Source organism: Amycolatopsis sp. 195334CR (genome assembly GCF_017309385.1).
Classification (GTDB): domain Bacteria; phylum Actinomycetota; class Actinomycetes; order Mycobacteriales; family Pseudonocardiaceae; genus Amycolatopsis.
In genome coordinates this window covers 2,344,645-2,366,957 of sequence record NZ_JAFJMJ010000001.1, presented here as the reverse complement: position 1 = coordinate 2,366,957, position 22,313 = coordinate 2,344,645, and the positions used below count along the sequence as shown (strand labels likewise).

Genomic DNA, 22,313 nt, shown 5'->3' with positions numbered 1-22,313 from the left:
ACTAGGTTGGGAGAGCGATGAAAGCCCGACTTCTCGCCGCGGCGCTCGCGCTGCTGCTGGTGGCCTCGGGCTGCTCGGCGGGTTCGTCCGCGTTCGTGCCGGACGACGGGTCCACGCTCGCGGTCGGCTTCGCCGCCGAACCGCAGAACTTCGACTTCACCCGTACCGACGGCGCGGCCATTCCCCAGGCCCTGCTCTACAACGTCTACGAGGGCCTGGTGAAGCTCGACGACCAGGGCCGCGTCGTGCCGCTGCTGGCCGACTCGTGGACGGTGAGCCCGGACCGGCTGGTCTACGACTTCACCCTCAAGCCCGGCGTGCTGTTCAGCAACGGCACCGAGTTCACCGCCGAGGACGTGAGGTTCTCGATCAACCGGGTGAAGACCGACTGGACCATCTCGATCAAGTCCAAAATGGACGTGGTGGACCGGGTCGAGGTGCTCGACCCCTTGCACGCCAGGGTGGTGCTGACCAAGCCGAGCAACGCCTGGCTGTTCGACATGGCCAGCCGCGTCGGCGCCATGTTCACCCCGACCGGCATCGCCGACCTGGCCAACAAACCCGTCGGCACCGGTCCGTACGAAGTGACGTCGCGGCGGCGCGGGGATTCGATCGTGCTCCAGGCGAACCAGCGCTTCCGCGGTCCGGAACCCGCCTACCGCACGGTGTACCTCAAGTACTACAAGGACCCGACCGCGCTGAACAACGCGTTGCTCAGCAACGGCATCGACGTGATCGGCACGATCACCGCGCCCGACTCGATCCCGCAGTTCGAGGCGGACAGCCGGTTCAACGTCATCCAGGGCACCACGAACAGCGAAGTGGTGCTGGCCTTCAACAACAAGAAGGAACCGCTGAACGACGTTCGCGTGCGCCGCGCGCTGACGCTGGCGATCGACCGCAAGGCGCTGCTCGACACCGCGTGGGCCGGGCGCGGCACGCTGATCGGCAGCATGGTCCCGCCCACCGATCCCTGGTACGAGGACCTTTCCGCGGCCTACCCGCACGACCCCGACCAGGCGCGCGCCCTGCTCGCCGAGGCCGGGAAGCCCCAGCTGAACCTGCGGCTGCGCATCCCGAACCTGCCGTACGCGATCTCCAGCGCGCAGGTGGTCCAGTCGCAACTGGCCGAGGTCGGCGTCTCGGTGACCATCGAACCGCTGGACTTCCCGGCGGTGTGGCTCAAGCAGGTGTTCACCGACCACGACTACGACCTGTCGATCATCCAGCACGTGGAAGCCCGCGACATCACCACGTTCGGCAGGCCGTCGTTCTACTGGGGGTACGACAGCAAGACGACCCAGGACCTGCTGGCACAGGCGGATCGCGGTACGCCGGAGGAGCAGGTGACCGCGATGCGCGAGGTGGCGCGGACGCTGTCCGCCGACGCCGCCGCGGACTGGCTGTTCCTCTTCCCGAACGTGGTCGCCGCCAAGAAGAAGGTGACCGGCCTGGTGCGCAACCAGGTCAGCGAGTCGTTCGACCTGACCACCCTGGGGAGGTCGGAGTGACCGCCCGGATCCTGCGGCGCACGGCGATCTTCGCCGTCAGCCTGCTCGCCGCCTCGATCGTGGTCTTCGTGTTCACCGCGGTGCTGCCCGGCGATCCGGCCCAGGTCGCGCTCGGCGTCAACGCCACCCCGGAACTGCTCGCGCAGACCCGCGCCGAATTCGGCATCGACCGGCCGCTGGTCACCCAGTACCTCGACTGGATGGGCGGCGTGCTCACCGGCGACTTCGGCAATTCCTACGTCACGCGCGACGCGATCGGGCCCGAGCTGGCCGACCGGCTCGGCGTGACGCTGTGGCTGGTCGGCGCGGGCATGCTGGTCGCGGTGCTGATCGCGATTCCGTTCGGCGTGCTGGCCGCGGTCCGGCACCGCCGGGCCAGCGGCACGGTGGTTTCGGCGGCGTCGCAGCTCGGCATCGCGGTGCCCGCCTTCCTCGCCGGGATCCTGCTGGTGCAGGTGTTCGCGGTGCGGTTGCAGTGGTTGCCGTCGGGCGGCTGGACCCCGCCGGTCCAGGACCCCGGCGAGTTCCTGCGCGGGCTGATCCTGCCCGCGTTGTCGCTCGGCGTGGTGCAGGGCGCGGTGCTCACCCGGTACGTCCGGTCGTCCGTGCTGGACGTGCTCGGCGAGGACTACCTGCGGACCGCGCGGTCGAAGGGGCTGATGCCGGGCCAGGCGCTGATCCGGCACGGCCTGCGCAACGCGGCCATCCCGGTGGTCACCGTGCTGGGCCTGCAACTGACCACGCTGCTGGTCGGGGCGGTGGTGGTGGAACGGGTCTTCGTGCTGCCGGGCCTCGGGAGCATGCTGCTGGACGCGGTGTCCGCCCGTGACCTGCTGACCGTGCAGGGCATCGTGCTGGTGCTGGTGGCCGGCGCGCTGCTGGTGAACTTCCTGGTCGACGTGCTCTACACCGTGCTCGACCCGAAACTGCGAGGTGCGCGGTGAAGATCGGCGGCGTTCTCGTCGGGCTCGTGGTGCTCGCGGCCCTGCTCTCGTTCGTCTGGACGCCCTACGACCCGCTGGTGGTCAGCGCCGGGGAACGCCTGCTCGGCCCGACCGGCGAGCACCTGTTCGGCACCGACAAGTTCGGCCGCGACGTGGCCAGCCAGATCATGGTCGGCGCGCGCACCACGCTCTACGTCGGTGTTGTCGCGGTCGGGGTGGCCGCGGTGATCGGCACGCCGCTGGGCATCCTGGCCGGGATGTCGAAGCGCTGGCTCGGCGAGTTCATCATGCGCGTCAACGACCTGGTGCTCGCCTTTCCCGCGCTGTTGCTGGCGATCCTGTTCGGCGCGGTGTTCGGCGCCGACACGCTCACCGCGATGATCGCGATCGGCATCGCCACCGTGCCGTCGTTCGCGCGCATCGCCCGCTCCGGCACGTTGCGCGTGATGAACACCGAATACGTGCTGGCCGCCCGCGCCGGCGGGCGCTCGAAGTGGCACATCGCCGTGCGGCACGTGTTCCCGAACATCTCCGGCCTGCTGATCGTGCAGGCGTCGGTGTCGTTCGCGATCGCCGTGCTCGCCGAGGCGGCGTTGTCGTTCCTCGGTTTCGGCACGCGGCCGCCGACGCCGTCGTGGGGGCGGATGCTCCAGGAGTCGCAGGAACTGCTCGCCGTGCAGCCGAGGCTCGCGCTGGTGCCGGGGATCGCGATCGCCATCGCGGTGCTCGGCTTCAACCTGCTCGGGGACGGCTTGCGCGACCGGTTCGACCCGAAGCTGGAGGTTCGCCGTGTTGCGGGTTGAGCACCTCTCCATCGAGACCGGTGGCCACGGCCTCGTCCACGACGTTTCGTTCACTGTGGACAGTGGCGAGCGGGTCGGCCTGATCGGCGAGTCCGGCTCCGGCAAGTCGCTGACCGCCGCGGCGGTGCTCGGCCTGCTGCCCCACGGCGTGACCGCCACCGGCACCGCCGAACTCGACGGCCGCGACCTGCTCGGCGCTTCGGAGCGCGAGCTGAGCGGACTTCGCGGGCGCGAAATGGCCATGGTCTTCCAGGAGCCGATGACCGCGCTGAACCCGTCGATGCGGATCGGCAAGCAGGTGGCCGAAGTGATGCGGGTGCACCGCACGCGGCCGGATCGCCGGTCCGCCCAGCGCGCCGCGCTCGACCTGCTCGACCAGGTGCGCCTGCCCGAGCCCGAGCGCATCGCCCGCGCCTACCCGCACCAGCTCTCCGGCGGTCAGCGGCAGCGCGTGGTGCTCGCGATCGCGCTGGCCAACAACCCCTCGCTGCTCATCTGCGACGAGCCGACCACCGCGCTCGACGTCACCGTGCAGGCGCAGGTCCTCGACCTGATCCGCGCGGGCGTCGACGGCAAGGCGCTGCTGTTCATCACGCACGACCTGGCCGTGGTCGCCCAGGTGTGCCAGCGCGTGCTGGTGATGCTGGACGGCCGGATCGTCGAGGAGGGGCCGGTGCGCGACGTGTTCCTGACGCCCGAGCACGACTACACGAAGAAGCTGCTGGCGGCGTCGGACCTGGAGGCGCGGCGATGATCGAAGTGCGGGAGCTGCGGCGCGCGTACCAGCGGGTGGAGGCGTTGCGCGGGGTGTCGTTCACCGTCGAGGCCGGGCAGCGGTTCGGCATCGTCGGCGAGTCGGGATCCGGCAAGTCCACTTTGGTCCGCCTGCTGGCCGCGCTGGACCAGCCGACCTCGGGCGAGATCCGCTTCCAGGGGCAGCGGATCGACGGCGTGCCGGAGCGGCGGCTGCACTTCCTGCGGTCCTCGCTGCAGATCGTCTTCCAGGACCCGATGGGCTCGCTGAACCCGCGGATGCGCGTGCGCGACATCATCGCCGAGCCGCTGGGCCGGGCCGCCGACCGAGCCGATCGGGTGGCCGAACTGCTCGACGCCGTCGGGCTGCCCGCCGATGCCGGGCAGCGCTACCCGCACCAGTTCTCCGGCGGCCAGCGGCAGCGGATCTCGATCGCCCGCGCGCTGGCGCCCCGGCCCGCCGTGTTGCTGGCCGACGAGGCGGTGAGCGCGCTGGACGTGTCCGTGCGCGGGCAGATCCTCGACCTGTTCGCCGAGCTCGCCGACCGCTTCGCGCTGACGCTGGTGTTTGTCTCGCACGACCTGTCCGTGGTGCGCCACCTCTGCGACACGGTGGCGGTGATGCGGGCGGGGGAGATCGTCGAGCTGGGCCCGGTGGACCGGGTCTACGACGCGCCGGAGCACGAGTACACCCGCGAGCTGATCGCGGCGGCGCCCACCTTGCGCAAGGTACTGAGCGAAATCGGGGAGAAATGATGCGGTATCCGGACGGCCTGCCGATCGGTACCGGCTGGGTGTCCACTTCGGACACCGAGCCGGTGCGGTTCCCGTTCGACGGGAGCGTGGTCGCCGAGGCCCCGGTGGGCACGGCGGAACTGGCCGCGCGGGCGCTGGACGAAGCGGTGGCGGTGGCACCGGCGGTGGCCGCGCTGCCCTCGCGCACGCGGCGCGCGGTGCTGACCGGTGTGCGCGACCGGCTGGCCGCCCACCAGGACGAACTGGTCGAACTGCTGGTCGCCGAAACCGGGAAACCGCTGGTCGACTGCCGGGTCGAGGTGGCGCGCACGCTGGTCACCTGGGAGGCCGCCGCCGAGGAGGTGGCGCGGTTGCACGGCGAGACCGTGCCGCTCGACCTGCTGCCCTCCGGGGACGGCCTGGTCGGGTTCTGGACCCGCAAGCCGATCGGCGTGGTTGTCGGCATCGCCGGGTTCAACTACCCGCTGCTGCTGGCTTCGCACAAGATCGCGCCGTCGATCGCAGCCGGGTGCCCGGTGATCGCGAAGCCCGCGCCCGCCACCCCGCTGGCCACGTTGTGGCTGGTCCACCTGGTGCGCGAGGCCGCCGAGGAGGCGGGCGCGCCGGTGTCGATGGTGCAGCTGGTCACCGGGGACGTCGAGGTGGGCTCGACGCTGGTCACCGATCCGCGTGTGGGCGCGGTGTCGTTCACCGGCTCGGCGGCGGTCGGGCACCGGATCGCGCGTGATGCCGCGCCGCGCAAGACGTTGCTGGAACTGGGGTCCAACGCGGCGCTGGTGGTCGCCGAGGACGCGGATCTCGACGCCGCCGCGGATGCCGTGCTGCGCGGTGGTTTCTACGCCTCTGGCCAGGCGTGCATCTCGGTGCAGCGGCTGCTGGTGGTCGATTCGGTGGCCGACGAGTTCACCGCGAAACTGCTCGCGCGCCTCGGCGAGGTGGTCATCGGCGACCCGCGCGAGGAGACCACGAGGGTGTCCGCGTTGATCGACGAACGGTCGACGCGGCGGGTGCTGGACTGGGTGGACCAGGCGGTCGAGGCGGGGGCGAAGGTGCTCGGCGGCGGGGGCGCCGAGGGCGGCATCGTGCGGCCGACCGTGCTCGCCGACGTGCCGGAAGACGCGGACTGCTGGGCCGAGGAGATCTTCGGCCCGGTCGTCTGCCTGCGTCGGGTGTCCGATGTGGACGAAGCGTTCGAACTGGTCAACGCGTCGCGGTACGGGCTGCACGCGAGCGTGTTCAGCCGCTCGCTGCACACCGCGTTCCGGGCGCTGGACCAGCTGGAAGTGGGTGGTGTGGTGGTCAACGAGGTGCCGGGGTTCCGGTCGGACACGATGCCCTACGGCGGGGTCAAGGACTCCGGCATCGGGCGGGAGGGGCCGCGGTTCGCCGTCGAAGAGCTGACGGTGACCAGGATGGCGGTGATCCGCCCGTGAACTACGAGAAGTTGTTCCGGCTCGACGGGCGCCACGCGGTGGTGCTCGGCGCGGGCAGCGGGATCGGCCGTGAAGCGGCGAAGGCACTGGCCGCGCAGGGGGCCTCGGTGGTCTGCGCGGACCGCGACGCCGGGACCGCGATCGCCACCGCCGAGATGATCGGCGGCGAGTCCTACGAGATCGACCTGCTCGACGGCGACGCCGTGCACCGGGCCGCCGCCGACCTCGGGAACGTCGACATCGTGGTGCTGACCGCCGCGATGAACGTGCGCAAGCGCCTGCTCGACTACTCGCGCGAGGAGTTCGAGCGGGTGGTCGGGCTGAACCTCGGCGCCACCTTCGAGGTGGTGCGGGCGTTCGGCGCGCGCATGGTGGAGCGTGGGGGCGGCAGCATCATCGGCTTCTCGTCGATCCGCGGTACCACGGTCGAACCGGGGCAGGGCGTCTACGCGGCCACCAAGGCCGGGCTGGTGCAGTTGTTCCGCACGGCCGCCGCCGAGTTCGGCCCGGCCGGGGTGCGGGTCAACGCGATCGCGCCCGGCGTGGTGGAAACCCCGCTCACCGCGCAGATCAAGGCCGACGCGGACTGGTACCGGGCCTACGCCGACAAGGGCGCGCTCGGCCGGTGGGCGAAGCCGGAGGAACTCGCCGGCGCGGTGGTCTACCTGGCTTCCGACGCGTCGACCTTCGTCACCGGCTCGGTGCTCGCGGTGGACGGCGGCTGGACCGCCGTCGACGGCCGCTTCACCCCACCCGCTTGAGTTTGGAGGACATCGCATGACCGAGCTGCCCGATCTCCCCGCCACCGAACTCGTCGCGGCCTTCCGCGCGGGCACGGTTTCCCCGGTCGAGGTGACCGACGCGGTGCTCAACCGCATCGAAGCACGCGAGCCCGAACTGCACGCGCTCTACGCCTACGACCCGTCGTCCGCCCGAGCGCTCGCGAAGGAGTCCGAGGCGCGCTGGCAGGCGGGGGAGCCGCTCGGCCCGATCGACGGCGTTCCGTTGACGCTCAAGGAGAACATCGCCACCGAGGGCACGCCGGTGCCGCTGGGCACGGCCGCCACCGAACTGCGGCCCGCACCGGAGGACGCGCCGGTCGCGGCCCGCGTCCGCGAATCCGGCGGGGTGCTGCTGGCGAAGACCACCATGCCCGACTACGGCATGCTGACCTCGGGCCTGTCCAGCTTCCACACCGCTTCGCGGAACCCTTGGGACGTCTCGAAAACCCCGGGTGGATCTAGTGCGGGCGCGGGTTCGGCGGCGGCCGCGGGTTACGGCCCGCTGCACGTCGGCACGGACATCGGCGGCTCGATCCGGTTGCCGGCCGGCTGGTGCGGTCTGGTCGGGCTCAAGCCGAGTTTCGGCCGGGTGCCGGTGGATCCGCCGTACATCGGCCGGGTCGCCGGGCCGATGACCCGCACGGTCGCCGACACCGCGTTGCTGATGGACGTGCTCGCCCGGCCGGACGCCCGCGACCACATGAGCCTGCCACCGGCGGACATCCCGTGGAACGCACTGGACTTCGACGTGCGCGGCCTGCGCATCGGTCTGCACACCGATCCGGGTGCCGGGCTGTCCGTCGCGCCGGCCACGCTCGCCGCGGTCACCGAGATCGCGCGACGGCTGGAGCAGGCGGGCGCGGTGATCGAGCCGGTGGACCCGTTCCTGACCAGGGATCTGCTCAACGGCCTCGACGTGTTCTGGCGCATCCGCGCCTGGTCCGACATCAGCGCGCTGTCCGCCGAGCGGCAGGCGAAGGTGCTGCCGTACATCGCCGACTGGGCGCGTGCGGCGGACGGCGTCGACGCGCTGACCGGGTACCGCGGCTTCTCCTGCATCGACACGATGAACGCGGTCACCCTGCGCGCCACCGAGCCGTACGACTTCGTGCTCTCGCCGACCTGCCCGGTCGCCGCGCCCCCGGCGGAGTACGCCTCGCCGACGAACGATCCCGAGAAGCCGTTCGAGCACATCGCGTTCACCGTGCCGTACAACATGTCCGGCCAGCCGTCGGTGTCGGTCAACTGCGGGTACACCGCGGCAGGCCTGCCGATCGGGCTGCAGATCTCGGGCCGCCGCTTCGACGACCTCGGCGTGCTGCGGCTGGCTACGGTTGTGGAGCGGGTTCGGCCGGAGCAACGTCCTTGGCCCGTGTGACGAGCTTCAGGGAGCGCCAGGCCACCGCGGTCACCACGGCCATCACCACCGCCGAACCCCAGAACGGCGCGGTGATGCCGAACTCGCCGGCGATCGGCCCGCTGACCAGGGAGCCCAGTGCCGCGCCACCGACGGAGAACACCATGTAGGCGCTGTGCACCCGGCCGCGCAGCTGGTCCGGGACCACCTTCTGGCGCCAGGAGATGGCGATCGTGCCCCACAGCGAGCCGTGCACGCCGAAGACCACCAGGATCACCGCGGCCATCCAGGCCGTCTGCGTCAGCGCGAGCCCGACGTGGGTCAGCGTCTCGATGGTCAGGCCGACGCGCAGGATCGCCGTGTTCGAGAAGCGCGCCTGCAGCGGCGCGGCGATGGCGGTCCCGATGAGGCCGCCGACCGCGGTCGCGGTGAGGAGCACACCGAAGCCGACTTCGCCGAGGCCGAGCCGTTCGCGGGCGTAGAGCACCAGGATCGCGAACGCGGCCATCAGCGTCACGTTCATCAGGCAGATGGTCACCGCGAGCATGCGCAGCACGCGGTGGTTGGCCAGCCAGCGCACGCCCTCGGCGAGTTCGGTGCGGATCGGCCGCTTCTCGGGCGGCGGGCCGGTGCGCTGCCCGCCCTTGATGCCGAGCACCAGCAACCCGGCGATCACGAACATCACCGCGTTCACGCCGAACGGCACGGCCGCGGCCAGCGCGAACAACGCCGCGCCCAGCGGGGGCGCGGCGAACTGGTTGGCCACCATGTGCACCGCGATCAGCCGGGCGTTCGCCTTGGGCAGCAAGGGTTCCGGCACCACGGCCGGGATCATCGCGTTGGCGGCGTTGTCGGCCAGCGTTTCCGCGGTGCCGACCAGGAAGAAGGCGAGGTAGATCAGCCAGACCGTGGCCACGTCGGCCTGGATGGCCACGGCCAGCCCGCCGATCACCAGCGCGCGGAACCCGTTCACCGCGGCGATCAGCTTGCGCCGGTCCAGGCGGTCCACGAACACACCGCTGACCAGCGAGAGCAGCAGCCACGGCAGCTGCTGGGCGAAGGCGGCGGCCGCGACCAGCCGGGGATCGCTGGTCAGCGATGCCATCAGCAGTGGGCCGGCGGCCAGCGCGACACCGTCACCGATGTTGGTCGCCGCGCTGGCCGACCAGAGCTTGGCGAAATCAGCCCCCAGTTTCCCCATTCCTCCAAGCTATTTCGCTCGGGGAGATGTGGCCACCAGTTAAGCCTGGGTTTCGCCGACCGCGAGACGCACGCAGACCGCGAGCCCGCGCGTGGCTGCCTCGACCTCCTCGATCTTCGGGAAGGTCGGCGCGAGCCGGATGTTGCGGTCGCGCGGGTCGGCACCGAGCGGGAAGGTCGCGCCGGCCGGGGTCAGCTTGACGCCCGCCTGCCCGGCCAGTTCGACCACGCGCTTGGCGGTGCCGTCCGGCACGTCGAGGCTGATGAAGTAGCCGCCTTCGGGCTTGGTCCAGGTCACGCCGTCGACCGCGCCCAGCTCGGCCTCCAGGATGGAGAGCACCAGGTCGAACTTGGGCTGCACGATGTGGCGGTGGCGGCGCATGTGCTCGGTGACGCTCTTGGCGTCCGGCAGGAAGCGCGCGTGCCGCAGCTCGTTGATCTTGTCCGGGCCGATGGTGCGCTTGCTCAGGTGCGCGAGCAGCCACTTCACGTTGGCCTCGGAGCCGCCGAAGAACGACACCCCGCTCCCGGCCAGCGTGATCTTCGAGGTGGAGGCGAACACGAACGGGCGATCCGGGTGACCGGCCTCGGCGGCCAGCTGGAGCACGTCGGCGATTTCCACCTCGGCGTCGCTCAGGTGGTGCACCGCGTAGGCGTTGTCCCAGAAGAGCCGGAAGTCGGCCGCGGCGGCCGGCATCGCGGCCAGCTCGGCGACCACCTCGGCGGAGTAGGAGGTGCCGGTCGGGTTGCTGTACTTCGGTACGCACCACATGCCCTTGATCTGCGCGTCCTCGGCGACCAGGCGCTTGACCTCGGCGAGGTCGGGGCCGTTGTCGCCGAGCGGCACCGGGATCATCTCGATGCCGAACTGCTGGCAGATGGCGAAGTGGCGGTCGTAGCCGGGCACCGGGCAGAGGAACTTGATCGGCTGGCCAGCCCAGGCCGGCCCGTCGGTGGTCCCGTTCAGCAACGCGGCGACCACGGTGTCGTGCATCAGCGCGAGGCTGGAGTTGCCACCCGTGATCAACCGCTCGGCGGGGATGCCGAGCACCTCGCCCCAGATCTCACGCAGCTCGGGCAGGCCCTGGAGGCCGCCGTAGTTGCGGGTGTCCGTGCCGTCGGCCGCCTTGAACCCGGCGCTGCCGGGGAGGTCGAGGAGCGCGGTGGACAGATCGAGCTGATCGGGCGATGGCTTGCCACGGGTGAGGTCGAGCTTCAGTCCTTCGGCGCACAGCCGCTCGTGCTCTGCCCGCAACGCGGTGAGATCGGTCAAGGTGCTTCCTAACGGGGAGGGGCCGTCTTCGCCCTGATTGTCGGCCATCCTCTCCCCGCCCGTTCCGCCAGGTCAGGCAGCGGCGCCTACTCCGCCTTGCTGATGGCTTCGGCCAGGTCCAGGATTCGGCGGGCGTTCTCCACGTGCAGGTTTTCGATCATCCGCCCGTCCACCGTGACCACCCCCTTGCCTTCCGCCCGTGCCTCTTCGAAGGCCGCGGTGATCTTCCGCGCCGAAGCGATCTCGGCCTCCGAGGGGGCGAAGATCCGGTTGCACGGCTCCAGCTGCGCCGGGTGGATCAGGGTTTTGCCGTCGAAGCCGAACTGGCGGCCTTGCAGGCATTCCGCTTCGAAGCCCTCGACGTCCTTCACGTCGTTGTAGACGCCGTCCAGGATCACCTTGCCGGTGGCCCGCGCGGCCAGCAGGGCCAGCGACAACCCGCCCAGCAGCGGCGCCCGGCCCGGCACGAACTCCGCGTGCAACTCCTTCTGCAGGTCGTTCGTGCCCATCACCAGCACGGTCAGCCGCTCCGAAGCCGCGGCGATTTCCGCCGCGTGCAGCAGGGCGACCGGGGTTTCCAGCATCGCCCAGATCTTCGTGTGCGAGGGGGCGCCGCCGAGTTCCAGCGCCCGCTCGATGTTGTGCACCTCGGCCGCCGAGTTCACCTTCGGCACCACCACCGCGGCCGGACCGGCCTGGGCGGCGGCACGCAGGTCGGCGTCGTGCCACGAGGTGTCCAGGCCGTTGACCCGGATCGTCACCTCGCGCGAACCATAGGTACCGACAGCCGCGCACACCCGCTCCCGGGCCGCCTCCTTGGCGTCCGGCGCGACGGCGTCCTCCAGATCGAGGATGAGCGCGTCCGCCGGCAGCGTCTTCGCCTTCTCCAGCGCGCGTTCGTTCGCGCCGGGCATGTAGAGCACGGACCTGCGTGGTCTCAAGACTGGGCCTCCCGGTAGGCCTCGGCCAGTTCCGGGTCCGAGGCGGCCAGCGCGTCGGCCAGCTCCGCCACCACCCGGCACTGCTTCACCGAGGCGTCGTCCTGCATCTTCCCGTCGATCATCACCGCGCCGGTGCCGTCACCCATCTCGGCGATCACCCGGCGCGCCCACGCCACGTCCTCCGGCGACGGCGAGAACACCCGCTTCGCGATGTCGATCTGCGCCGGGTGCAGGCTCCACGCGCCCACGCACCCGAGCAGGAACGCGTTGCGGAACTGGTCCTCGCAGCCGACCACGTCGCGGATGTCCCCGAACGGCCCGTAGTACGGCAGGATCCCGTGCATCGCGCACGCGTCGACCATGCGCGCGACCGTGTAGTGCCAGAGGTCCTGCTGGTACGTCGTGCGCCCGGCATTGAGGTCCTCGCCGACCGGGTCGGTGCGCACCAGGTAACCCGGATGTCCGCCACCCACCCGGGTGGTCTTCATCCGGCGGCTCGCGGCCAGATCGGCGGGCCCGAGCGAGATGCCCTGCATGCGCGGGCTGGCCCCGGCGATCTCCTCGACGTTGGCCACCCCGGACGCGGTCTCCAGGATCGCGTGCACCAGCAGCGGCTTGGTCAGCCCGGCCCGCGCCTCCAGCTGCGCCAGCAGCCGGTCGACGTAGTGGATGTCCTGCGCGCCTTCCACCTTCGGCACCATGATCACGTCGAGCTTGTCGCCGATCTCGGTGACCAGGGTGATCAGGTCGTCCAGCACCCACGGCGAATCGAGGCTGTTCACCCGGGTCCACAGCTGCGTGGCGCCGAAGTCGTTGGCCTTGGCGATCTCCACCAGCCCGGTGCGCGCGGCCTCCTTGCGGTCGGCCTTCACCGCGTCCTCGAGGTTGCCGAGCAGCACGTCGACCTTCTTGGCGATCTCCGGTGCCTTCGCCGCCATCTTCGCGTTGCTCGGGTCGAAGAAGTGGATCATGCGCGAGGGCAGCGCGGGGATCTGCCGCACCGGCTCCGGCGCGCCGACGGCGAGTGGCGCGAAGAAGTCCTTCGGCGAGCGCATCGAACCTCCAACGGGTTGGCGTACCGACGGGTAACCCTAACTCTGGTTGCCGGGAACCGCTGCGGTGTACGTCACCTCCAAGTGGGGGACATAAGGAGGCCGGGGTGAGTGAGCCGGGGTTCACGGAACTGGAGTCCCTCGGTGACGGCAACTTCGGCCGGGTGGTGCTCGCCAGCCAGGACAGCACCGGCGCGGTGGTCGCGGTCAAGTACCTCTTCGACTGGTTCCCGCTCGACGAATTCCGCGGTGAAGCCGCCGCCTGGCAACAGCTGAACAGCCCGTACGTGGTCCGCCTCCACGAGTTCATCGAGTTCTCGCGCGCGCTGGTGATGGAGGCCGTGCCCGGCGTCTCCCTGCACCGCGTGCTCCACGACAACGGCGCGCTGCCGCCGGAAGCCGCGCTCGCCGTGTTCAAGAACACCCTGCTCGGCCTCGCCGACGCGCATGCCGCCGACCTGGTCCACCGCGACCTCAAGTCCGCGAACGTGCTGGTCACCGAGGACGGCCAGACCAAGCTGGTCGACTTCGGCACCGCCGCGCTGGCCGGGGAGTCCGGCACGACCGCCGCCGACATCTACGCCGCGACCTGCGTGTTCTTCGAATGCCTCACCGGGCACCCACCGTACGAAGCGGACGATCCGGGCGCGCTGCGCCACCTCCACCGCTACGCGCCCATCCCGTTCGGCGAGGTGCCGGAACCGCTGTGGGGCCTGCTCAACTGGGGCATGGCGAAGGACCCGGCGTACCGGCCGGGCAGCGCCGAGCAGTTCGCCGACGCGCTGGAAGCCGTGGCGACCGAGACCTACGGCAAGAAGTGGGAGCGCCGCGGCCGGGCGATCCTGGCGGCCGACCCCGCCGAGGCACCGGCGAGCGGCCTCCTGCTGAAGAGCGGTGCCGTGGTGCTCGGCCTCGCGGTGCTCGCGGCCGGCGTGGTTTTTGTGGTGACCGCGGAGGAGGAGCCGCCGCCCGCCGCGCCGCCGCAGGCCCTCCAGCAGGTGCTGACCGTCGCGGTGGAACCGGTGTCCGAGCGCGTAGGAACCTTCACCATCACCGGCGACATCGTCCAAGTGCACGGTTACCAGGACCTCCTCGTCGGCTCGCGGGTCAACCAGGCGCTGCGCCGGCCGTTCGACGACCACCGCGAGAAGCTGCGCCAGGACGGGACCTCGAAACCGCAGATCGTGCTCCAGACCGACGAACTGCTTTCGGTGCGCTACGACAACACCGGCGGCGACGAAAAGCCCTACACCCGGACCGTCACCATCGCCCTCGACGAGGGCAAACCCCTTGGCGTGCGCGAACTGCTGACCCCGGACGCGGTGACCGACAACGGTCTCACCCAGCTGTCCCAGCGGATCGACCTCAAACGCCGGTGCCCGGACGAAACCCTGACGTCCGACGAACTCGTGCTCGCGCTCGCGCCGGACGGCGTGGTCTTCGTGCTCGCCTGCCAATCCGAAACCGTCGTGCTCCCGTACGCGCGGATGACCGACCTGCTCGCCCCGGAGGTTCTCAAACTGCTCCCCGACCAGCGGTCGGTGCCGCCCGCGCCGACCACGACGACCCCGCCGCCGAAGGACGAGGCGTTCCGCTTCGGCGGGCTGAACCTCCGCCTGCCCACCCGCTTCTCCCAGCAGAACCAGGGACTGGAGAAGGTGGTGGTGGACGGCACCGGCTGCGCGGACCCCAAGCGCTACTACAACTGCAAGTACTTCCTGGTCACCGACAACGCCCAGGCCAGCGACGAGCAACCCAAGTACGAACCGGGAAAGCCGTACCGCCGCAGCGCGAACGGCCGCGCGTGCAACGCCGTCGGGCGCAAGGACCTCAAGCAGGACGGCGCGGCCGCACTGGTCGACAGCGCCACGGTGAAGGTCGGCGACCAGGACGCGACCTACGAGAAGTGGACCGTCCAGTGCGTCGAACCCGGCTCCACCGAGAGCAAGGCGGAGCTGACGCAGCGGATCTGGTTCGTGCCGTCGAAGAACGTGGTGATCGAGGACGAGTGGGGCGTGGCCGAACTGGAGGACGCGCTGGCGAAGGCGGTCTGGCGGTGAGCGACTGGACGCTCCCCGGCTTCGCCGAAGTGAAAGCGCTGGGGGAAGGCGGTTTCGGCCGCGTGGTGCTGGCCAGGCAGGACGGCACCGGCGCCGAGGTGGCGATCAAGTACCTGTACGCCGAGCACCTGGGCGATCCGCGATTGGTGGACGCGTTCCGGCAGGAGGCCCGCGTGCTCTCGCAGGTCGTCAGCCCGCATGTGGCGCGCCTGCACGAGTTCATCGAGACGCCCGAGGGCGCGGCGATCGTGATGGAGGCTGTGCCGGGCGTCTCGCTCAGCGCGATCCTCACCGCGGAAGGGCAGCTCGCGCCCGAGGCGGCGCTGGTGGTGCTGAAGGGTTCGCTGCTCGGCCTGTCCGCCGCGCACACCGCCGGGGTGGTGCACCGGGACTACAAACCGGACAACGTGCTGGTCCAGCCGAACCGGCAGAGCAAGTTGGTCGACTTCGGCATCGCCGTGCTGGCCGGGGAAACCGGGCTGTCCGTCGGCACGCCGGGGTACATGGCGCCGGAGCAGTGGGCCGGGAAAGCGGCCACGCCCGCCACCGACGTCTACGCGGCGACCTGCGTTTTCTTCCAGTGCGTCACCGGAAACCGGCCCTATCGGGCGGATGACCGCGACACCCTGCGCAATCTGCACATCTACGCGCCCATCCCGTTCGGTGAGGTGCCGGAGTCGCTGTGGCAGCTGGTCGAGCGCGGTATGGCCAAGGACCCGGCCCACCGACCCGGCAGCGCGGCGATCTTCCTCGCCGAACTGGAATCCGCCGCGGTCGCGGCGTACGGGCCGGACTGGGAGGACCGCGGCTGGACGCGGCTGGCCCAGCGCGCGGCCGCGCTGCTCGCGGTGTCCCCGCTGGCGATGCTGGCCGGTGCCACCATGCTCGCGCCGGCGGGCGCTGGTGCCGTCGCGGGCTCCGGCGGCGTGGTCGCCGCGGGTGCCGGTGGCGGGGTGCTGGTCAAGGCGGGCGCGATCCTGGTCGGCGCGGCACTGGTCGGCACCGGCGCGGTCATCGTGGTCAACACGACCACCGGCGACGACCCGCCGCCGCCCCCGCCACCCGCGATCGAGCAGGTGGCGATGACCGCGAACGTGCTCAACCGCACGGAGAACTTCGGCACCTACGACTTCAACGGGCAGTACGTGGCGATCGGCGGCCTCGCCGACCCGGCCGTGCAGGAGCGGGTCAACCAGGCGCTGATGGCCCCGGTCGACGGCTGGATCGAGTACGTCCGGGAGGTCAACCCCGATCCGGCGACCGACACCCCGCACCTGAGCACCCAGGCGGAGATCCGGCGCCAGGACGACAAGGTGATCTCGGTGAAGTACACCCGCCGGATCGACTCCACCCAGTTCGGCAACCGCGGCGGGTTCAGCATTCGCGGGGTCACCGTGGACCTGAAGACCGGCGAGGCGATCGACGCGCCCAAGGTCTTCCCCGACGCGGCGGCGGGCCAGGCCGGGGCGACCGCGCTGGAGGAGCGGCTGCTGGCCCGTTCGCCCGGCGGCTTCTGCGGCGGGAACACCGAGCACGAGCCGATGGAGCCGAGGCACCTGACCGAGCCCTACACCGCGGGTGACGGCGATCCGGCCGTGCAGGCGATCTTCGCCGCCGACGCGGTCGAGTTCGACGTCTACGGCTCGGCCTTCGGCGGCCCGATGGCCTGCGACCACCAGACGGTCACCGTGCCCTACACCGACCTGACCGATCTGATGGCGCCCGAGGCCGCCCAGCTGCTGGGTACCGGCGCGGCGGCCCCATCGGCCGACCAGCGGCTCGACCTCGGGCCGTTCACGCTGACCGTGCCGCAGGAGTGGCGGCTGTCCAACGAATCCGCCACCGGGAGGCTGCTCGCGCGGGCCGCCGACTGCGTTCAGGACGGCTGCCCCGGCGTGCGGATCTACTACCGCTCGGCGGTCGAGCACCAGCCCGGCGAACCGTGCACCCCCGCGCCGGACCAGCTGATCACCGGCGCCGAGCGGCTCAAGCAGGAGCTGCGCCCCGTCGGCACGAAGAAGGCGGCCTACGAGGAGTGGCGCATCACCTGTTCCGGTGGCGCGGATTTTGTCGAACGGTCGTGGACGCTCCCGAAGACGGGGATCATCTTCGCGGACGACTGGAACACGCCCGGTCTGGACAAGATCCTGGAGGGTGCGACGTGGCGGTGAGCGAGTGGGCGCTGCCGGGGTTCACCGAGGTGGACCGCCTGGGGGAAGGCAGTTTCGGCCGCGTCGTGCTGGCCAGGCAGGACAGCACCGGGCACACCGTGGCGATCAAGTACCTGTTCTCGCGGCACTTGACCGATCCACGGCTGGTGGACGCGTTCCGGCAGGAAGCCCGCGTTCTGTCCCAAGTGGTCAGTCCACATGTGGCGCGGCTGCACGAGTTCATCGAGACGCCCGAGGGCGCGGCGATCGTGATGGAGGCCGTGCCGGGCGTGCCGTTGCGCGCGATCCTGACCAGCGACGGCGCCCTCGAACCGGAAGCCGCGCTGGCGGTGCTGAAGGGTTCGCTGCTCGGTCTGTCCGCCGCACACCACGCGGGCATCGTGCACCGGGACTACAAACCGGACAACGTGCTGGTGGACACCCGGCGCCAGAGCAAGCTGGTCGACTTCGGCATCGCCGTGCTCGCCGGGCAGTCCGGGCTTTCCGTGGGCACGCCCGCCTACATGGCGCCGGAGCAGTGGGCCGGATCGGCCGCTTCGCCCGCGACGGACGTCTACGCGGCGACGTGCGTGTTCTTCCAGTGTGTGGCCGGGCACCGGCCGTTCGAAGCGGACAGCACGGAGGTCCTGCGCAACCTCCACGAGTACGCGCCCATCCCGTTCGGTGAAGCCCCCGAACCGGTGCGCGGCCTGATCTCGCGCGGCATGGCGAAGAACGCGGCCGAACGGCCCGCCTCCGCCGACGCCTTCCTGACCGAACTGGAGTCGACCGCGGTCGCCGCGTACGGCGGGGACTGGGAGGAACGCGGCTGGGGCAGGCTCGCCCAGCGCGCGGGTGCCCTGCTCGCGTTGTCGCCGCTGGCCATGCTCGCGGGGGCTTCGGTGCTGGCCCCGGCGGGCGCGGGAACGGCCGCCGTCGCCGGTTCCGGTGGGGTGGTCGCGGCGGGTGCCGGGGGCGGGGTGCTGGTCAAGGCGGGCGCGATCCTGGCCGGCGCGGCACTGGTCGGCACCGGCGTGATCGTGGTGGTGACGAACTCCGGTGAGGACCCGCCACCGCCCGTGGTCCAGAACGTGGCCTTGCAGGTCAACACCAGCACCACCACCGAGCGGGCGCCGGGGTCCACTGTGGACGTGAACGCCCAGTTCCTCAGCGTGAGCGGCGGCGCGGATCCGGCGGTGACCGAGCGGATCAACGCCGCACTGCGCGCGCCGGTGGACGCCTGGGTCGCCGAGATCAGCCGGTCGGCCCCGGACTGGGGGCCGAACACCGGTGGCCCGCCGGTGGTCGGCAACGAACCGGTGATCGGCCTGCAGAACGACGAGCTGCTGTCCGTTCGCTACGACCACCGGGTGACCAATCCACCGCACTCCACCTGGACCTTCGAGAGTTCGGCGATGACCTTCGACCTGCGCACCGGCGAGCTGATCTCGCTGGACAAGCTGTTCGCGCCGGAGAAGCTGACCGCGCCGGGCATGGCGGAACTGGCCGGGACGATCTGGCCGGAGGGCGACCCGTGCCAGGAACGGGGTGGCACCCCGACCATCCCGGTCGACACGCTGCGCCAGGCGGAGTCCGTCGGCCGTCCGTTCGAGGCGATGCTCACGCCGGACGGCGTCGAGTTCACCGTGGAGATGCAGTCCTTCGGCGGCTCGACCGCGTGCGGGGTCAGCGATCGCAAGGTCTCCTACACCGCGCTCGGCGGGCTGTTCGCGCCCGCGCTGCTGGCCAAGGTGGACGCGAAGCCGCCGTCCTCGGCGCCGTCGAGCGCGCCCGTGCGGCCGGGCGAAAAGCTCGATGTGGGCCCGCTCACGATTGCCGGACCGGCCACCTGGACCCGGCGCTCCCAGGGTTTGGAACAAGTGATCGTCGACGCCGCGGAATGCGCCGATCCGGTGAAGTACTTCAACTGCCCGTACTTCATGGTGACCGACAACACAAAAGCGAATTCCGAACAGCCCGCATACGAACCGGGAAAGCCTTATCGCCGCAGTGCGAACGGTCGCGCCTGCAATGCGGCCGGCCGCAAGGACCTGTGGCAGGACGGTGAATCCACCCTGGAGGAGAGCGCCGCGGCGCAGGTCGGCGGCCGGGAAGCCCGGTTCGAGCGGTGGACCGTGGAATGCGTTCCGCGTGGTTCCGCCGGTGGTGCGACCGGTGTCCGGATCACCCAGCGAATCTGGTTCGTGCCGTCGGCGAACGTGGTGATCGCGGACGAGTGGAACGTGCCGGGACTGGACCGGATCCTCAATTCCGCCGAATGGAACTGAGCCCGGCGAACCCACCGTTCAGCGGGGTCTCACCCGCTTGGCCGCACCGCCGGGCCGAAGTCGGATGACCGCCCGTCGACCGGTCACCGATGGCTGACTGCCGCCGATCGCAGGTGACCGGTTGACGTGGCGCCATCCCCGGACCGCCCTGGTACCAAATTCATGTGCCTCTTTTCACGAGGCGCGGATGACTTGGGACTGGGCGAGAAGGAAAGAGGAGGCGGACCCGTGGCGGTGACACCAGGAGAGGTGGCGGTGACCGGCGGTGCGAACGGCACCCGGTCGTTGCCGAGCCGCGTCGTGCCGCCGCACCAGCTGCCGTCGACGCCCGACGAGCTGGCCACCGAGGCCGCCGCGAAGCTCGGCTGGCACGGGGTCGTGCTGCCGGAGATCCGGCTGCTGGGCCGCAAGGTGAACCTGGTGGCGCGGCTGCGCACGGTGGCGCACGCCGAGCGCATCGCGATGGGCGTGGCGCCGGTCACCGACCGCGCCGTGGTGGACACCTGGACCTGGCCCGAGTTCGTCGCCAGCGCGCCGGCCGCCGCGGTGGAGATCGTCGGCGTGCTCTCCGTGCAGCGCCACTGGCGGACCGGCCTGGCCGCGCTGGTGCCGTTCGCCCGCTACGGCGAGACCGCGATGGTGCTGCCCTCGGCCGCCACGCTGACCGAGGACTACGTGGACAACTGCCTGCCGCGGGCCCGCACCTACGGCATGGCCGTGCTGACCGCCGACGAGGAGGCCGCGGTGGAGACCGACCTGCTCGGGCACAGCGAGCGCCTCCTGGTCACCGGCGACCCGATCTCCCGCTGGGTCAACGAGGTGGCCTACGAGCTGCTGCTGGCCCACGATCTCCCCGCTGCCGTCGACTGATTCTCCGCATAGGGTCGGGGTCATGCGAGTTGTGATTGCCGGCGGACACGGACAGATCGCGCTGCGGCTGGAGCGGTTGCTCGCCGCGCGCGGTGACCAGGCGGTGGGCATCATCCGCAAGCCGGAGCAGGCGGCCGACCTCCGCGACTCCAGTGCGGAACCGGTGGTGCTCGACCTGGAGACCGCCGAGCTGGACGCGGTCACCGAGGTGCTCCAGGGCGCGGACGCCGCGGTGTTCGCCGCCGGTGCCGGTCCGGGCAGCGGGTCGGCCCGCAAGGACACCGTCGACCGCGGGGCCGCGGTGCTGTTCGCCGAGGCCGCCCAGCGCGCCGGGGTGCGGCGGCACCTCCAGGTCAGCGGGATGGGGCTGGACCGCGCCGACGACCCGGACATGGACGAGGTCTTCTCGAACTACCTGAAGGCCAAGGCCGCCGCCGAGGACGATCTGCGGACGCGTGACCTCGACTGGACCATCCTGCGGCCGGGCAGGCTCACCGACGAGCCCGGCACCGGTCAGGTCCACCTCGCCGAATCGGTCGACTACGGCACCGTCACCCGCGACGACGTGGCCGCCGTGCTGGTCGCCCTGCTGGACGAACCGCGGACCGTGCACCACACCCTCGAACTGGTCGAAGGCCACACGCCGATCGACGAGGCCCTCGAACGCATCTAGGTCGTCGGGCCGAGCACGCGGTCCAGGTAGCCGTTGGTGAACACCCCGCTGGGATCGACGTCCTTGCGCACCTTGAGGAAGTCGTCGAAGCGGGGGTACCGCTCGCGCAGCACGGTCGCGTCGAGGTCGTGCATCTTGCCCCAGTGCGGCCGCCCGCCGACCGCGCCGGCGATCTTCGCGAACGCGGCGAAGTACTCGCGGTAGGGCATGCCGACGAACTGGTGGATGGCGACGTAGGCGGAGTCGCGGCCGTACGCGGTGGACAGCCAGATGTCGTCGGCGGCGGCCACCCGCACCTCCACCGGGAAGGCCACCGGCGTCTCGAGCTTCGGCACCAGCGCGCGCAGCTCGCCGAGCACGTCGTGCAGGGATTCACGCGGGATGGCGAACTCCGATTCGACGAACCGGACGCCCCGATGGGTGACGAAGACCCGGTGCGAGGTGTCGCTGTACTCGCGCGCGGACAGCACCGACGAAGCGAGTCGGCCCAGCGGCCGGACCAGGCCCGGCACGGTCCGGCCGATCCGGCACAGCGCGCCGAACGCGGTGTTCTCCATGATCCGGTAGTCGACGAACTGGCGGGCCCGGCTCAGCGGCTCGGGCTCGGTGCCCGCCGGTTGCCGGTTGTTGCGCTTGACCAGCGCGTTCCGCCCGTACGGGAACCAGTAGAACTCGAAGTGGTCGTTGGCGTCGGCCTGGTCGTGGAACGCTTCGAGCACGCCCTCCAGCGGTTCCGGACGTTCCTCGGCGGCGAGCACGAAGGCCGGTTCGCACTGCAGGGTCACCGTGCTGATCACGCCGAGCGCGCCGAGGCCGACGCGGGCGGCGTCGAACAGTTCCGGGCGCCGCTCGGCCGAGCAGCCGACCACCGTGCCGTCGGCCAGCACCAGTTCCAGCGCGGCGATCTGGGTGGCGATGCCGCCGAACTTCGCGCCGGTGCCGTGCGTGCCAGTGGAGATGGCCCCGGCGATGGTCTGCGCGTCGATGTCACCCAGATTGGTCATCGCCAGGCCGAGCCGGTCGAGTTCGGTGTTCAGCTCGCGCAGCGTGGTGCCCGACCGGACGGTGACCCGCTTGGCGTCGAGGTCGGCCGAGGCCAGGCCCGTCCACTGGGTGAGGTTGATGGCGTCGGAGTCGGCCACCGCGATCGGGGTGAACGAGTGGCCGCTGCCCAGCGCGCGCACCCGGCGGCCGTCCACCGCGGCGTCGGTCACGGCTTCGGCGATTTCCGCGACGCTGCGCGGTTTGTGCACGCGTTGCGGGCTGGCCGTTGCGGTCCCGGCCCAGTTCGTCCACCGTGTCATCAACTGAGTCCCGTCGCTTGATGGCCTAAGTGGTCACGATCGGAAGTCTGCCGGGGGTCTCGGCGGCCCAGCTTCCCGCTGGACGCACGGCCGGAAGACCCGAGTACGACTCCGGTACGCAGGTCTCCCGGCCGCACGCCCAGCGGAAACCTGGATCCACCGA

General features: G+C 71.0%; 18 protein-coding genes. 13 read left to right on the top strand and 5 right to left on the bottom strand.

The window, feature by feature from the left end; genetic code table 11:
• Window positions 1-17 precede the first annotated feature (17 nt).
• The 8 genes from JYK18_RS11560 to JYK18_RS11525 are packed head-to-tail and all read left to right on the top strand — an operon-like array spanning window position 18 to window position 8,360.
• A complete protein-coding gene (locus JYK18_RS11560) occupies window positions 18-1,511 on the top strand; it encodes an ABC transporter substrate-binding protein (protein ID WP_206802091.1) in 1,494 nt (497 codons plus the stop codon).
• A complete protein-coding gene (locus JYK18_RS11555; RefSeq protein WP_206802090.1) occupies window positions 1,508-2,455 on the top strand; it encodes an ABC transporter permease in 948 nt (315 codons plus the stop codon). Before JYK18_RS11560 ends, JYK18_RS11555 begins: the two co-directional genes overlap by 4 nt.
• On the top strand, window positions 2,452-3,258 hold the full coding sequence (locus JYK18_RS11550) for an ABC transporter permease (protein WP_206802089.1): 807 nt from the start codon (window positions 2,452-2,454) through the stop codon (window positions 3,256-3,258). The genes JYK18_RS11555 and JYK18_RS11550 overlap by 4 nt, the downstream gene beginning before the upstream one ends.
• A complete protein-coding gene (locus JYK18_RS11545) occupies window positions 3,248-4,012 on the top strand; it encodes an ABC transporter ATP-binding protein (RefSeq protein WP_242579066.1) in 765 nt (254 codons plus the stop codon). The genes JYK18_RS11550 and JYK18_RS11545 overlap by 11 nt, the downstream gene beginning before the upstream one ends.
• Window positions 4,009-4,767, top strand: coding sequence for an ABC transporter ATP-binding protein (locus JYK18_RS11540; protein ID WP_206802088.1), 759 nt, complete (start codon window positions 4,009-4,011; stop codon window positions 4,765-4,767). The genes JYK18_RS11545 and JYK18_RS11540 overlap by 4 nt, the downstream gene beginning before the upstream one ends.
• The gene (locus JYK18_RS11535; protein WP_206802087.1) at window positions 4,764-6,200 is read left to right on the top strand and encodes an aldehyde dehydrogenase family protein; all 1,437 of its coding nucleotides are present in this window, start codon (window positions 4,764-4,766) and stop codon (window positions 6,198-6,200) included. The genes JYK18_RS11540 and JYK18_RS11535 overlap by 4 nt, the downstream gene beginning before the upstream one ends.
• Window positions 6,197-6,961: an SDR family NAD(P)-dependent oxidoreductase gene (locus JYK18_RS11530; protein WP_206802086.1), complete on the top strand. Its 765-nt coding sequence runs from the start codon at window positions 6,197-6,199 to the stop codon at window positions 6,959-6,961. Before JYK18_RS11535 ends, JYK18_RS11530 begins: the two co-directional genes overlap by 4 nt.
• A 16-nt stretch (window positions 6,962-6,977) precedes the next feature.
• The gene (locus tag JYK18_RS11525) at window positions 6,978-8,360 is read left to right on the top strand and encodes an amidase (protein WP_206802085.1); all 1,383 of its coding nucleotides are present in this window, start codon (window positions 6,978-6,980) and stop codon (window positions 8,358-8,360) included.
• Here JYK18_RS11525 and JYK18_RS11520 read toward each other — a convergent pair.
• Genes JYK18_RS11520 through JYK18_RS11505 form a run of 4 tightly spaced genes read right to left on the bottom strand, consistent with a single transcriptional unit; the run spans window position 8,311 to window position 12,808 of the window.
• Window positions 8,311-9,540, bottom strand: coding sequence for an MFS transporter (locus JYK18_RS11520; protein ID WP_206802084.1), 1,230 nt, complete (start codon window positions 9,538-9,540; stop codon window positions 8,311-8,313). The two genes, JYK18_RS11525 and JYK18_RS11520, sit on opposite strands and share 50 nt — an antisense overlap.
• Before the next feature lie 39 nt (window positions 9,541-9,579).
• Entirely contained in the window at window positions 9,580-10,860 is a 1,281-nt protein-coding gene (locus JYK18_RS11515; RefSeq protein WP_206802083.1) for an aminotransferase class I/II-fold pyridoxal phosphate-dependent enzyme, read from the bottom strand.
• Window positions 10,861-10,898: 38 nt separating this feature from the next.
• Entirely contained in the window at window positions 10,899-11,753 is an 855-nt protein-coding gene (locus tag JYK18_RS11510; RefSeq protein ID WP_277992157.1) for a CoA ester lyase, read from the bottom strand.
• Window positions 11,750-12,808, bottom strand: a complete 1,059-nt coding sequence (locus JYK18_RS11505) for a CoA ester lyase (RefSeq protein WP_206802082.1) — start codon at window positions 12,806-12,808, stop codon at window positions 11,750-11,752. The genes JYK18_RS11510 and JYK18_RS11505 overlap by 4 nt, the downstream gene beginning before the upstream one ends.
• 104 nt (window positions 12,809-12,912) lie before the next feature.
• On the opposite strand from JYK18_RS11505, the gene JYK18_RS11500 reads away from it, so the two are divergent.
• The 5 genes from JYK18_RS11500 (at window position 12,913) to JYK18_RS11480 (ending at window position 20,846) form a co-directional block, all read left to right on the top strand.
• Window positions 12,913-14,865 carry a serine/threonine-protein kinase gene (locus tag JYK18_RS11500; protein ID WP_206802081.1) on the top strand — a complete coding sequence of 651 codons (1,953 nt, stop codon included), beginning with the start codon at window positions 12,913-12,915 and terminating at the stop codon, window positions 14,863-14,865.
• Window positions 14,862-17,036 carry a serine/threonine-protein kinase gene (locus tag JYK18_RS11495; protein WP_206802080.1) on the top strand — a complete coding sequence of 725 codons (2,175 nt, stop codon included), beginning with the start codon at window positions 14,862-14,864 and terminating at the stop codon, window positions 17,034-17,036. The genes JYK18_RS11500 and JYK18_RS11495 overlap by 4 nt, the downstream gene beginning before the upstream one ends.
• Entirely contained in the window at window positions 17,033-19,303 is a 2,271-nt protein-coding gene (locus JYK18_RS11490) for a serine/threonine-protein kinase (protein WP_307795869.1), read from the top strand. Before JYK18_RS11495 ends, JYK18_RS11490 begins: the two co-directional genes overlap by 4 nt.
• Window positions 19,304-19,531: 228 nt before the next feature.
• A complete protein-coding gene (locus JYK18_RS11485; RefSeq protein WP_206802078.1) occupies window positions 19,532-20,173 on the top strand; it encodes a hypothetical protein in 642 nt (213 codons plus the stop codon).
• 22 nt (window positions 20,174-20,195) lie between these two features.
• On the top strand, window positions 20,196-20,846 hold the full coding sequence (locus tag JYK18_RS11480) for an SDR family oxidoreductase (RefSeq protein WP_206802077.1): 651 nt from the start codon (window positions 20,196-20,198) through the stop codon (window positions 20,844-20,846).
• Here the strand turns inward: JYK18_RS11480 and JYK18_RS11475 are convergent.
• The gene (locus JYK18_RS11475; protein ID WP_206802076.1) at window positions 20,843-22,150 is read right to left on the bottom strand and encodes a D-arabinono-1,4-lactone oxidase; all 1,308 of its coding nucleotides are present in this window, start codon (window positions 22,148-22,150) and stop codon (window positions 20,843-20,845) included. The genes JYK18_RS11480 and JYK18_RS11475 overlap by 4 nt on opposite strands.
• Window positions 22,151-22,313 lie beyond the last annotated feature (163 nt).

Excerpts from the sequence above, each read along its gene's own strand:
- JYK18_RS11515 (WP_206802083.1), bottom strand. The coding sequence starts at position 10,860 with ATGGCCGACAATCAGGGCGAAGACGGCCCCTCCCCGTTAGGAAGCACC.
- JYK18_RS11560 (WP_206802091.1), top strand. The coding sequence starts at position 18 with ATGAAAGCCCGACTTCTCGCCGCGGCGCTCGCGCTGCTGCTGGTGGCC.
- JYK18_RS11520 (WP_206802084.1), bottom strand. The coding sequence starts at position 9,540 with ATGGGGAAACTGGGGGCTGATTTCGCCAAGCTCTGGTCGGCCAGCGCG.
- JYK18_RS11480 (WP_206802077.1), top strand. The coding sequence starts at position 20,196 with ATGCGAGTTGTGATTGCCGGCGGACACGGACAGATCGCGCTGCGGCTG.
- JYK18_RS11540 (WP_206802088.1), top strand. The coding sequence starts at position 4,009 with ATGATCGAAGTGCGGGAGCTGCGGCGCGCGTACCAGCGGGTGGAGGCG.
- JYK18_RS11505 (WP_206802082.1), bottom strand. The coding sequence starts at position 12,808 with ATGCGCTCGCCGAAGGACTTCTTCGCGCCACTCGCCGTCGGCGCGCCG.
- JYK18_RS11475 (WP_206802076.1), bottom strand. The coding sequence starts at position 22,150 with ATGACACGGTGGACGAACTGGGCCGGGACCGCAACGGCCAGCCCGCAA.
- JYK18_RS11535 (WP_206802087.1), top strand. The coding sequence starts at position 4,764 with ATGATGCGGTATCCGGACGGCCTGCCGATCGGTACCGGCTGGGTGTCC.
- JYK18_RS11525 (WP_206802085.1), top strand. The coding sequence starts at position 6,978 with ATGACCGAGCTGCCCGATCTCCCCGCCACCGAACTCGTCGCGGCCTTC.